The sequence below is a fragment of the Arthrobacter sp. D2-10 genome (assembly GCF_054161285.1).
Window position 1 is genome coordinate 3513695 of record NZ_CP096431.1, and the last position, 11909, is coordinate 3525603.

14 protein-coding genes are annotated in these 11909 nt (G+C 64.5%); 5 read left to right on the plus strand and 9 right to left on the minus strand.

Translation table 11 applies throughout. The features are described from left to right. Window positions 1–26 precede the first annotated feature (26 nt). Window positions 27–947, plus strand: a complete 921-nt coding sequence (locus M1D74_RS16425) for an AEC family transporter (protein ID WP_309071023.1) — start codon at window positions 27–29, stop codon at window positions 945–947. Here M1D74_RS16425 and M1D74_RS16430 read toward each other — a convergent pair. The 6 genes from M1D74_RS16430 to M1D74_RS16455 all read right to left on the minus strand — a co-directional run bounded on the left by M1D74_RS16430 (window position 936) and on the right by M1D74_RS16455 (window position 6601). After that, complete coding sequence (locus M1D74_RS16430) at window positions 936–1457, minus strand: 2'-5' RNA ligase family protein (RefSeq protein WP_458116046.1); 522 nt, start codon at window positions 1455–1457, stop codon at window positions 936–938. The two genes, M1D74_RS16425 and M1D74_RS16430, sit on opposite strands and share 12 nt — an antisense overlap. A gap of 2 nt (window positions 1458–1459) precedes the next feature. Then, complete coding sequence (locus M1D74_RS16435) at window positions 1460–2371, minus strand: FHA domain-containing protein (RefSeq protein WP_458116047.1); 912 nt, start codon at window positions 2369–2371, stop codon at window positions 1460–1462. Window positions 2372–2373: 2 nt separating this feature from the next. Further along, entirely contained in the window at window positions 2374–2619 is a 246-nt protein-coding gene (locus M1D74_RS16440; protein WP_309071026.1) for a hypothetical protein, read from the minus strand. Window positions 2620–2736: 117 nt separating this feature from the next. Beyond that, entirely contained in the window at window positions 2737–4203 is a 1467-nt protein-coding gene (locus M1D74_RS16445; protein ID WP_458116048.1) for a cryptochrome/photolyase family protein, read from the minus strand. Between the two features lie 77 nt (window positions 4204–4280). Beyond that, complete coding sequence (locus tag M1D74_RS16450) at window positions 4281–5006, minus strand: response regulator (RefSeq protein ID WP_309071028.1); 726 nt, start codon at window positions 5004–5006, stop codon at window positions 4281–4283. Then, window positions 5003–6601 (minus strand): sensor histidine kinase, encoded by a 1599-nt coding sequence (locus M1D74_RS16455; protein ID WP_458116049.1) that lies wholly within the window; start codon window positions 6599–6601, stop codon window positions 5003–5005. The genes M1D74_RS16450 and M1D74_RS16455 overlap by 4 nt, the downstream gene beginning before the upstream one ends. Window positions 6602–6776: 175 nt before the next feature. Between M1D74_RS16455 and M1D74_RS16460 the strand changes: the two genes are divergently transcribed. Genes M1D74_RS16460 through M1D74_RS16475 form a run of 4 tightly spaced genes read left to right on the plus strand, consistent with a single transcriptional unit; the run spans window position 6777 to window position 10270 of the window. Beyond that, window positions 6777–7775, plus strand: coding sequence for a Bug family tripartite tricarboxylate transporter substrate binding protein (locus M1D74_RS16460; protein WP_458116050.1), 999 nt, complete (start codon window positions 6777–6779; stop codon window positions 7773–7775). A gap of 5 nt (window positions 7776–7780) precedes the next feature. Next, window positions 7781–8329: a tripartite tricarboxylate transporter TctB family protein gene (locus tag M1D74_RS16465; RefSeq protein WP_309071031.1), complete on the plus strand. Its 549-nt coding sequence runs from the start codon at window positions 7781–7783 to the stop codon at window positions 8327–8329. Further along, window positions 8322–9881, plus strand: a complete 1560-nt coding sequence (locus M1D74_RS16470) for a tripartite tricarboxylate transporter permease (protein ID WP_309071032.1) — start codon at window positions 8322–8324, stop codon at window positions 9879–9881. The genes M1D74_RS16465 and M1D74_RS16470 overlap by 8 nt, the downstream gene beginning before the upstream one ends. Next, entirely contained in the window at window positions 9878–10270 is a 393-nt protein-coding gene (locus M1D74_RS16475; protein WP_309071033.1) for a universal stress protein, read from the plus strand. The genes M1D74_RS16470 and M1D74_RS16475 overlap by 4 nt, the downstream gene beginning before the upstream one ends. Before the next feature lie 154 nt (window positions 10271–10424). Here the strand turns inward: M1D74_RS16475 and M1D74_RS16480 are convergent, their stop codons facing one another. The 3 genes from M1D74_RS16480 to M1D74_RS16490 are packed head-to-tail and all read right to left on the minus strand — an operon-like array spanning window position 10425 to window position 11880. Continuing rightward, window positions 10425–10925, minus strand: a complete 501-nt coding sequence (locus M1D74_RS16480; protein WP_458116051.1) for an SRPBCC family protein — start codon at window positions 10923–10925, stop codon at window positions 10425–10427. Window positions 10926–10951: 26 nt separating this feature from the next. After that, window positions 10952–11284, minus strand: a complete 333-nt coding sequence (locus tag M1D74_RS16485; RefSeq protein WP_458116052.1) for an ArsR/SmtB family transcription factor — start codon at window positions 11282–11284, stop codon at window positions 10952–10954. A 56-nt stretch (window positions 11285–11340) separates the two neighbouring features. Further along, window positions 11341–11880, minus strand: coding sequence for a dihydrofolate reductase family protein (locus M1D74_RS16490; RefSeq protein ID WP_309123960.1), 540 nt, complete (start codon window positions 11878–11880; stop codon window positions 11341–11343). Window positions 11881–11909 lie beyond the last annotated feature (29 nt).

Genomic DNA, 11909 nt, shown 5'->3' on the forward strand with positions numbered 1-11909 from the left:
GTCTTACTCAGGGATAGGGGCCGGCGATGGCGGGGGTGTTGATCGGCTTCGCCATCGTGGGCGTGGTCATTTTTGTCGGCTATCTTGCCGGGAGGTACGAACTTGCAGGACGCGACGCCGGCCAGGTACTCAGCCGGACGGCGTTCTTCATCACCAACCCGGCACTGCTCTTCACCATCCTCGCGACGGCTGACTTGCAGGCCGTGTTCTCGGCTTACGCGCCGGTCGCCCTGCTGGCTTCGGTGGCCTCTGCCCTGCTCTACGTCCTGCTGAGCCGGCTTTGGTTCCGGCGGAGGGCAGCAGAAACGGCGGTCGGCGCGATGACCGGGTCATTCGTCAATGCAAATAACATCGGCATCCCCATAGCCGTCTACGCCCTCGGAGATGCCACGCCCGTAGCGCCTGTCCTCCTGGTGCAGCTGCTCATCCTCGTTCCCTTCTACCTCGCGTTTCTGGACATCTCCTCGGGCGGCAAGGCGTCCTTCGCCCGAATCGCCAGCCAACCGGTGCGAAACCCGATGATCATCGCGTCCATCCTCGGGGTGCTGGTTGCGCTTACCGGTTTGGACATTCCGGAGCCGGTCTATGAACCGCTCGTCCTCCTCGGCGGAGCGGCAGTGCCGTTGGTCCTGCTCGCGTTCGGTATGTCCCTGCGTGGAAGCCGCCCCCTCGGGGCGCGGGGAGTACGGACCGAAGTCATCGTGGCTACGCTCATCAAAACCGCGTTCATGCCGGTCATCACCTACGTGCTGGCCCGCTTCGCCTTCGGCCTGGAGGACGAGCTGCTCTTCGGGGCAGTCGTCATGTCCGCCCTGCCCACCGCGCAGAACACGTTCCTCTTCGCCAGCCGCTACAACCGCGGAGTCCCGATCGCGCGCGACGTAGTGGTGCTGACCTCCGCGCTGGCGGTCCCCTCGCTCATCATCGTGACCGCGCTACTGGCGTAAGGCCAGCTCCGTCGTCGTCTTTTCGTGGCTGTCCCAGCGCCGCAGTGTGGTGAGCAGGAGCTGTCCGTTGAGGGCAGGTAAAAGGTCAGTCGCCTGGGCGACCTGGCCCGCGTCCATTCCCCGAGCGAGCGTGATGTGCGGTACCCACCGGTCAGGCACACAGTTTCCGGCAACACCCGGGATGTCCATGAGGGTGTGATGCACTGCCCTATGCAGTTCCAGAAGTGCGCCGCTCACGACGCCGAGGCGCGCCAGCACCTGCCCGCGCCCGGTTCGAAAAAGCACGAGCCCCGCGATGTGGATGGGCAGCGGCAACGCCTGGGCGATTGAGGCCAGGGCGGTGTCGTGCTCGCCCGGGATGCGTGGAGCGGCGAGCAGGGTGATGTGAGGGCGGTTTGACGTGGCGGTGTGGCTGGCCTGTGATGGAAGGCCGGCACGCCTGAGCACGTCCCAGTCGGAGAGGAGGTGCTCCTCCCCGGGATCATCGAGGAGGAGCTCCACGCTGTCCATGGTTAGTGCGGATTCTGCCGGTAGTCACCGATACCCATTGAGCCGTCTTCCTCCACAGTGCCCGTCCGGGGGTCGTACTGCGGTCGCTGATAGGCCAACTCGCCCCCGCTGCGTCCCCCGAAAGGCCTGCCGTGGTCGGCATATTCCTCGCGGAAGAAGGCGAGGCACCAGCCGCCAAGCTGCACGCGCGCGCCGGTCCTCAGAATCGATGGCCCGTCGGGCTGGACGCTGCCGCGCACCGGTCCGTGCGGGATCAGGACGTACTCGTCGTCGGCGTTGTGTTCCACTGTGGCATGAACGGGTTCGAGCCCGTCGAGCACCAGATCCGCCTCCGGTGAACCGCCGATGACCAGCTTCTCCCCGACCAGGTTAACCTCCCGCGGAATCTGGCCGTTCCAGGTGTCGGAATCCTGAACGAAAATGAGCCGTGGCCGTCCGCTGCCCGGCGTGTGGTGGGTGGTGGTCACCTGCCGTCGGATGCGGCGGTTCACGGTGGGCACCAGGGGAAACGGGGTCGACGGCGGCAGCAGCGGCGCGCTCGATCCCTGCTGCCAGTTCGCTCCCCTGATGAGGGGCGCCAGCGCCGCGATGGATCCCGCGCGGATATGCGGCGATCGCGTCATGAGGCGCTGGGCCATGGAGGTTTCCACCTTCCCGATACTGACCAGCCTTCCGCTGGGCCCGGCGATCGTCACCGTCAAACCCTGGTCTGCAAGGCTCGCTGCCAGTTGCCGCACGCCGTCCAGTGAGGGAAAACCCCGGCCGCCTCCTGCTGCGGCTGGATCGTCACAGTAGATGGTGACCTCTGACCCGGCGGCACTCACGGTGCCGTTGAGCGCCTGCGGCGTGCCGTCGTCGTCGTTCTGGGAGCGGGAAAAGGTCAGGTCGATGTCCAGACGGACACGCTGTGCCACGATCAGCGCCGGTGGGTGTCGGAGCCCGGCGCGTCGTTGTCACTAGTGGTGACCCGCACGGTGCCGTTCAACTTCCAGGTTGCGCGCGGCGCATCCGGTCCGATGTCCCGGGGGACCTCGATGGTCATATCGATGAAGCTGTAGTTGACGGCTGCGCCTTTACCGGTGAGATAGGACCACATCTCCTCAGCGAGGTCGGCCCAGTCGCGGATGCTGCGGTTGTTTTCAACAGAGGTGTTCTCAGACATGGCGAATTCCTTGTACTTATTCGACTCTGTCCGGCGCCCTCTACCCGCCTGACCTGACAACCCTGAGCCTAATCGTTCCACCCCCCGCTGTGAACCCGTTCGCCGGGACCGTCTCCGTCAGGCCAGCCACCTCTGCGCCTCAAGGGCAAGCTCCTCGCGGCGGGCATCGTCCATGCGATCCAGCAACCGCACGCTCATGCTGGACCGCGGGTTCCTGATCAGCAGCTCACGGTAATCGGCGACGAACTGCCAATACAGCGCGTTCCACACCGCTTCCCACCCTCCCGGCCGCAGATCACTCATCTTCCGCAGGTAATTGCTGCCGCTGACGTAGGGCTTGGTGATGATTGCGTTGCCTGCAGCGAACTGGCTCATCGCGTATACATTGGGCACCATGACCCAGTCGTAGGCGTCGATGAACATGGTCATGAACCACTCGTACACGTCATCGGGATGCAGGCGGAGCAGTAGAGCGGCGTTCCCAAGCACCATCAGCCGCTCGATATGGTGGGCGTAACCGGTGGCGAGGACGCGGCGGATGACGGTGTCCAACGGTTCAATCCCCGTACTGCCGTCATACCAGGAGCGCTCCATCCGCCGGGACACCCCAAGATAGTTGCTGCCTCTTACGCGTCTGCCATGCACGACGTACGAAGCCCGCATGTATTCACGCCATCCGATGATCTGGCGGATGAACCCCTCAACGCTGGCGATCGGCGTGCCGTGCCGCTCCGCGAAATCAAGAACAATGTCGACGACGTCGGCCGGCTTCAGCAGCCCGGTGTTCAGACTGGAGCTGAGCGCGGAGTGGAAGAGGAAGGACTGATTCTCCGCTATGGCGTCCTCGTAGGGTCCGAACAGCTCGAAGCGCTCGGTCAGGAAGGTCTCCAGGGCGTCGGCGGCGTCACGGTGCGTGACCGGCCAGTTGAACCCGTCGGCACTGCCGGGATTGTCGGGGAAGGCCGTGCGCACCCAGCTGCGGGCGGAGGTGACGTCGTCGTCGTTCGCGTGGTTGAAGGTGGGGAGGGCAGGGACCATCAGCTTCTTCGGCAGTTTCTTCCGATTGTCCGTGTCAAAGCTCCACCGGCCGCCGGTCGGTCCACCGTAGGCGTCAAGGAGGATGCCCAGCCGCTTCCTTTGCCATTCGTAGAAGCTCTGCATCCGCCACCCGCTCTGGGTGAAGTACTGACTCAGGTCCGCCCTGGTGCACAGGAACGCCGGCGTGTCCTCGACGGTCGCCTCGATCGATAATCGTCCGAGAGTCCGGGTGAGACGTTGCGACAGCCAGTCATCGACGACGTCGTAATAGCTGCAGGACGTCGCACCGATCCGCTCCAGCACCTCTGCGAGCGCCGCCTGGCTGGACCCGGAAGCATCCGTCTCCACATACTCGACTGCTCGCCCGGATTCCCGGAGACGCCGCGCGAACGCCCGCATGCTCGCCCGATGCAGGACAAGCTTCTGCACATGGAATCGGTACTGGCGGAAGAAGAGGTCGTCCTCCACCAGGATGAAGCACCGCGAGGCCGGGGCGGCGAGGTGCTCCTCGAAAAGCTGGTGCGGAAAGATCAGCTGGGCGTGCATGTGCACACAGTAGTACTCCTGTCGGGAACGGTTACCGTAACGGGGCCCCAGCGGTACCTGTGCCTCACGGCACCCCGTCAGTTGCCCGTCCAGACATAGAACTTCTCCGGCCTGCCCGCCGCCCCATACTTCGGGACAATCCGGGCGTTGCCCTTTGTCACGAGATATTCGAGATACCTGCGGGCGCTCACCCTGGCGAGGCCCAGTTGTGCCGCCACCTCCGACGCGGAGAAGCCGACGCCGGACGAGCGGAGCGCACCAACCACGGCCTCGAGGGTGGGCTGGGAGAGGCCCTTGGGCAGCGTGGCGGTCAGGACGGCCGGCGAAACGCCGGAGCCGGCTCCGCGCGGCGCCGTCGCAAGCAGGCGGTCGATGTGCTCCTGATTGAGAGGGCCGGCTGAGATCGAGCTGTGTTCCACAATGTTCGCGCGGTGGCGGACGTAGTCGTCCAGGCGCTGCATCAGGACCTTCGAATTGAAGGGCTTCACGAGGTAATGCAGTACTCCGCCCGCCATTGCGGCACGGACCGTTTCCAGTTCCCTGGCGGCGGTGATCGCGATGATGTCCACCGGATCCCCGGGCAGGTTGCGAGCGGCACGGAGTACCTCGATGCCGGACATATCGGGCAGGTGAATGTCGAGCAGCATCAGTTCCGGCCTCAGCTCCCGGACCATCTCGAGCGCCTCGCCCCCTGACTTCGCTACGCCGACGACGTCGAACCCTCCGTGCGCGAGGAGGAACCCTGAGTGCACACCGGCGATCTCGTGATCGTCGTCGACGACCAGCGTACGAATGAGGTTCACGGGGTCAGCACCCCGTGGGACCCCTGCCGCTGTGCCCCGTCGAACGGAGCAGACACTGGGCCGAGGGTCACAAGGACGTGGGCTCCGCCCAGCACCGACTCGTCGACCGTCACCGATCCTGCACGGCGCTCCGCCACTCTCTGCACCAGTGCGAGGCCGAACCCGCGTGACGCGGCCCCCGCGGACTCCTTGGTGGAAAACCCGGAAGTGAAGACCTGCGCCCGAAGACTTTCGGGGATGCCCGGGCCGTCATCGGACACGGCAATGATGCAGCCCTTGGCGTGAGAGGTCAGTTCGACGTGAATGGTTCCGTTGGAGCCCACTGCGTCAACCGCGTTGTCGATGAGATTGCCCAGTACCGTCACCGGATCAGTGGTGCCGTCTGGTTCGAAAGTTGACGATTCATCGACGATCAGTGAAATGCCCTTCTCCGCGCAGATTGTGGTCTTGGCCATCAGAAGGCTAGCGGTATCCGGGTCGCTGACGCCCGGTGACACATCGCCGGATACCACCGAGCCGCCGTGGCCGGATCGGGAAATGAAGTCGACCGCCTTCTCCGTACGGCCAAGCTCCAGAAGACCTGAAATAACATGCATCTTGTTGGCGAACTCGTGCGCCTGGCTGCGAAGCGCCTGCGTGACATCCCGTGCGCCGTCGAGATCCAGCAGGAGCTGGTGCAGTTCCGTGCGGTCGCGCAACACCAGGACGCTGCCGACCCGCCGCCCATCGACGACGGCGTCACTTGAGCGGGCGAGCAGCACCCGTTCTCCCACAAGGACGGTTTCATCGGCATCACCGGCGGCTCCGAACATCTGCGCCAGAGCCGGTTCGAGTACGGAGTCGGCAGGGCTGCCGATCGCTTCATCCCCAAGGTCGAGCAATCGCTTTGCCTCGTCATTGAGCACGGCCAACCGTCCACGTTCGTCGACCGCCACTACCCCTTCGCCGATTCCGTGAAGCATTGCATCACGGGTTTCGAGGAGCACAGCGATTTCCTCAGGTTCCAGGCGGTAGATACGGCGCCAGATGAGCCGGGAAATCCAGATTGAACCGGCGGTTCCGACGAGCGCGGCCGCCACCAGCCAGGCGAGCAGCACGGGCAGGTCCTCCTGCAGGTCGGCGGCGAGCGTCGATTCCAGCGTGCCGACGGAGGCGGTGCCGATGACGGAGCCATCCGCACCGCGGATGGGCACCTTCACGCGCCAGGACTCCCCGAGCGTTCCGGTCTGGGTGCCGATGAACGTTTCGCCCGAAAGGGGTACGGAGGGATCAGTGGATACCATGCGGCCGATCATGTCCGGATTCGGGTGGGAGTAGCGTATGCCGACGTCGTCTGTCACCACGACGTAGGTGACTCCCGTGGCCTGTGTGGTGAGCTCAGCAATCGGCTGGATGACCGCGCTGGGGTCCTCGTCGTCGAACGCGTCGACGACGGATGGCAGTTGTGCGATGGACTGGGCCACGCCGACCATGCGGCCCTGGTAGGCGTCGCGGATCTGCTGCTCCTGCATCCGCACGGCCACCGTTCCCGCGACCAGGACGATGATCAGCACAATCAGCAACTGCAGGAAGAACAGTTGTGATCTAAGCGACATTGACCGGATCATGCTTTCATTCTCCCACGATCGGGTGTAATGACCCCCGCCTCCACTGTGACCACAAAGACCACTACGCACGTTGTGACCGCATTATTTCCGTCACACCTGCCCGAACCTACGATGAACCGGAAACGTGTGGTGAGGCGCATCACACTTGAGGAAGGAAAAATCCATGAAGCTCGAAAGCACAATGAGGCGCTTGTCGACTGTAGGCGTCATCGGCGTCGCATCGGTTCTTGCCCTGTCCGCCTGCGGCAGCACGTCCGGCGGAGGAGAGGCAGAGGCAGGCATCGACCGCCTCAACATCATCGTTCCTGCTGACCCGGGCGGCGGCTGGGACCAGACCGGCCGCGCGATGCAGAAGGATCTCCAGGAGAACGACCTCGTGGGCAACGCATCGGTCGTCAACGTGGGCGGCGCCGGTGGCACCAATGGGCTCGCCCAGCTTGCCACCGAGCAGAACCCGGACACGCTGATGGTCATGGGCTACGTCATGGTTGGCGCGGTCGAGACCAACGCTGCCCAGACCCGCATTGAGGACACCACACCCATTGCACGGCTGACGGAGGAGCCTCTGGTCGTCGTCGTACCGGCGGACTCACCTTTCCAGACCATCGATGACCTCCTTTCCGCGATCGAGAAGGACGGCCAGGGAGTTTCCATGACCGGCGGTTCAGCTGGCGGCGCGGATCACATCCTCGCGGGTCAGATGCTGAAGGAAGCCGGCATCAGCCCCGACAACCTCAACTACATCCCGTACTCCGGCGGCGGTGAATCCCTCGCGGCGCTGCTCGGCAACAAGGTGTCCGCAGGCATCTCCGGTGTCGGCGAGTACGCCGAGCAGGTCAAGGCGGGCGAACTGCGCGCGCTGGCCGTTTCGGGCGAGGAGCCCGCTACCCAGCTGCCCGACGTTCCGACCCTGACGGATGAGGGCGTCGACCTCGTGCTGACCAACTGGCGCGGCGTCGTGGCACCGGGCAACATCGATGAGGCCAAGGCCGCCGAGCTCACCGAACTCGTGACCGAGATGGCGGAAACGGAAGCCTGGAAGACCACGCTGGAAACGAACGCCTGGTCCGACGCCTTCCTCGCCGGTGAGGAATTCGAGGCCTTCCTGACCGAAGACATCGCAGCCGTCAAGACCACGCTCACCGAGATCGGTCTGCTGTAACAGCGATGAGCACTTCACTCAACGGGACGTCGGGAGGGCGCGGTACCAACGCCGCGCCCTCCCGGCCCGTCGGCGAACTGGTCTTCGCCGGACTCATCGTCTGCATCGGCATTGTCGGTTTCGTTGCCGGCGCCGGCATTCCGATCCCACCATCGGCCGGCGTCGTCGGCCCCCGGGTCTTCCCCTACCTCGTCTCGGGGATCATGGTGGCGATCGGGATCGGCCTGATCATCCAGCTGCTCCGCGGTCACACCGGCGCAGCCGAGGAAGGCGAGGACATTGATCCCGACGTCAAGACCGACTGGCTGACCGTCGGCAAGCTCGTCGGCTTCCTTGCTGTTCACATCGCGCTCATCGTCCCCCTCGGCTGGCCAGTCGCGGCAGCGGTGCTGTTCTTCGGATCTGCCTGGTCGCTCGGTGCGAAGCCGTGGTGGCGCAACGCAATCATCGCGATCGTTCTTGCGCTGATCCTTCAGTTCGTGTTCGCGGGACTCCTGGGAGTCTCGCTGCCGCCGGGATTCCTCCTGGAAGGGGTGGAGATCTTCAATGGATAACTTCCTCGCGCTGATGGAAGGCTTCAGCGTCGCGATGCAGCCAATCTACCTGCTGTACGCGTTGGGCGGCGTGCTCGTCGGCACCGCCGTCGGCGTCCTGCCGGGCATCGGCCCCGCCATGACCGTGGCGTTGCTCATGCCGATCACCTACAGCCTGGACCCGACGGCGGCGATCATCGTCTTCGCGGGCATCTACTACGGCGGCATGTACGGCGGTTCAACAACTTCCATCCTCCTGAACACTCCCGGTGAATCGGCGTCCATTGTCACGGCCCTCGAGGGCAACAAGATGGCGAAGGCCGGCCGGGGTGCGGCGGCGCTGGCGACGGCGGCAATCGGCTCCTTCATCGCCGGCACGGTAGCCACTGTGCTGCTGAGCTTCGTTGCACCCTACGTCGCGGAATTCGCCGTCCAGATCGGCCCCACCGAATACGTGGCGCTGATGATTGTCGCGTTCCTGACTGTCGGCGCGCTCCTGGGTTCCTCGGTACTGCGTGGCCTCGCGTCGCTTGGGCTTGGTCTCTTCATCGCCCTGATCGGCGTCGATGCACTCACCGCACAGCAGCGGTACACCTTCGGGAACCCGTTCCTTGCGGACGGTATCGACGTGGTGCTCGTTGCAGTGGCGCTCTTCGCCGTGGGCGAGGCGCTGTACGTGGCCTCCCGGCTCCGTCACGGTCCCGTGAAGGTCATCCCGGTGGCCGGACGCTGGACGAGCTGGATGCGCAAGGAGGACTGGAAGCGTTCGTGGAAGCCGTGGCTTCGCGGCACCTTCATCGGTTTCCCGGTGGGAACCATCCCCGCCGGCGGCGCCGACGTCGCGACATTCCTTTCCTACGCCTCCGAGCGGAAACTCGCGAAGGGTGAGCGGCGGAAGCAGTTCGGCAAGGGAGCGATCGAGGGTGTCGCCGGTCCTGAGTCGGCCAACAACGCAGCCGCAGCCGGCGTCCTCGTCCCGCTGCTGACCCTCGGCATTCCGACGACGGCAACCGCCGCCATGATGCTCGTCGCTTTCCAGCGTTACAACATCCAGCCCGGACCCCTCCTGTTCGAGGTTGAGGGCGCACTGGTGTGGGCGCTGATCGCGAGTCTGTACGTAGGCAACCTGATGCTGTTGGTCCTGAACCTGCCGCTCGTCGGCATCTGGGTGAAGATCCTGCAGATTCCCCGGCCCTACCTCTACTCCGGAATCCTCGTGTTCGCCGCGATGGGCGCCTTCTCGGTGAACTTCACTCCGGTGGATGTGTTCGTGCTGCTCGTGGTCGGCGTTCTGGGGTTCTTCATGCGCCGCTACGGCTACCCGATTGCCCCACTGGTGGTCGGCATCATTCTCGGCCCGATCTTCGAGGACCAGCTGCGACGCTCGCTGGCCATCTCGCAGGGTGATCCGATTGCCCTGGTGAGCACGCCGATAGCTGCGACGATCTACATTGTCCTGATCGTCATCTTCGCCCTTTCCTTCTGGCTCAAGAAGCGCCAGAAAGCCATGGAGTCCGAGGTGGTCGACCCCACACCGGTAGCAGTCGTTGAACAGAAAGAAGGCGGAAAATGAGTGCCGTAGTGCTGGGTTACGTCCCGAACGCGTTGGGCGACGCCGCAGCGAACGCTGCGGTGCGCGAAGCCCGTCAGCGTGGAGCGAAGCTGGTGGTGGTCAATACCACCCGTGCCGACCGCCTTGTGGATCCGGCCTTCGCCGACGACGACGACATGTCACGCCTGCAGGTCACGCTCCAGGAATCCGGTGTGGACTTCACCGTCCATCACGGCACCTCCAAGGACACCGCGGCCGAGGACGTGCTCGAGGCGGCAGAACGCAATGCGGCTGAACTGATCGTCATCGGGCTGCGTCACCGCACTCCTGTCGGCAAGCTCATCATGGGATCGACCGCACAGTCGATCCTGCTCGGCGCGGCGTGCAACGTGCTGGCCGTGAAGGGCTGAGCATTCCCCGGCTCGGTGACGTGCAGGTCTGACCGCGCACGCAGAGGGGCCCCCGGTGTGTCCTGACCGACATGCCGGGGGCCTCCTTACTGCCCGTGTGTGAGGCGGCGTCGTTGCCTGCGGGACTGCGTTGTTGCTTGGGAGACAGGGTTCGCTAGACGCTGGCCCGCTCGGCGAGGATGCCGTCGATCTGGCCCATCGCCTGCTTCATGCCCTCTTCCATGCCCATCTCAAGCATCTGCTGGAGCTGGTCGGCGCTCTCGAAGCTCGATGTGACGGTCATCCGGGTGCGGCCGGCCTCCACCTCCTGCAGGGTGACAACGGCATGGGTCTCGCCCATCGCGTCCACCGGCGCTCCCGACTCGTCCGCGAAGCCGTCGTCAAATTCAAGGCGGCTGGGCGCTTCCACGGCGGTGAACTTCCACCAGCCCCTGCTGACCTCACCTTCGGGACCGGTCATGTAGTAGCTCGCCGAACCTCCCTGGCGGAAGTCATGCTTCTCGAACGTGGCCGGCCAGGTGGGCGGACCCCACCAGCGCTCGAGCTGGCGGGGATCTTCCCAGATCTCCCAGACGCGTTCGACGGCGGCGTTGAACTCCGCGACGAGCGTGAAGCTGAGAGCCTCAAGGTCCCTGTCGGTGCTGATGATGCCCATGATGTTGCCCTTTCCTGAGTTGGCTTCTAGTCCTCTGCGAGGATGTCTGCTATCCGGTCGACCCGCTGACGCCAGATCTTTTCGTACTCGTCCAGCAGTTGACGGGCTCTCCTGATAGCTTCCGGGTTAGCCCGCACGATTTGCTCCCTTCCACGTTTCTCCTTGGTGACCAACGCTGCGCGCTCGAGCACCGCTACGTGTTTCTGTACTGCCGCGAAGCTCATGGCGTAGTGGGCAGCCAGGGCCGAAACGGAATGCTCCTCGCCGATGGCACGGACCACAATGCTGCGGCGAGTGCTGTCCGCGAGGGCGTGGAACAGGAGGTCCACTTCGGATTCTGAAAGCTGATCTACAACCATTTGGTTGTAGATTACCCCCGGGCCATGACCTCGTCAAGAGGTATGTCGACGGCGGTTTAGAGCACCGTGTAGCGGGTCTGCACCGCGCCGCCGTCGAAGGTCTTCACGTCGTCAAGCCGCAGGCGCACATCGGAGGGCACCGCACCGAAGAGCGGCTTGCCTTCACCGATGAGTATCGGGAGCCGCGTGAGCGTGAGGGTGCTGATCATGCCGGCAGCCAGGAAAGAGCGCACAGTCCTGCCGCCGTCGACATAGACGTTACGGGCGCCGTCGTCGTCAAGCATTGCGGTGACTTCCTCGAGGGAACGCGCGACACGGATACGCGGGTCCTCTGCCTGCAGGGTCGTACTCAGCACGAACACAGGGGTTTCACCGTAGAACCATTCGCCCATCCCCCGGACCACGTCATACGTGCTTCTTCCCATGACCAGGTGGTCGACCGAAGCCATGAACTCGTTGAAGCCCGAGTCGCTGGGGTCGTCAGCCCCGCCGGCGGATTCGCCCATCAGCCAGTCGAGGCTGTCGTCAGCCCTGGCGATCATGCCGTCGACGCTCATTCCAATGAATACATGCCCGGACCACTCCCGCTGAGTCATGGCAGCATCGTAGACCCGGGGCCAAGCAA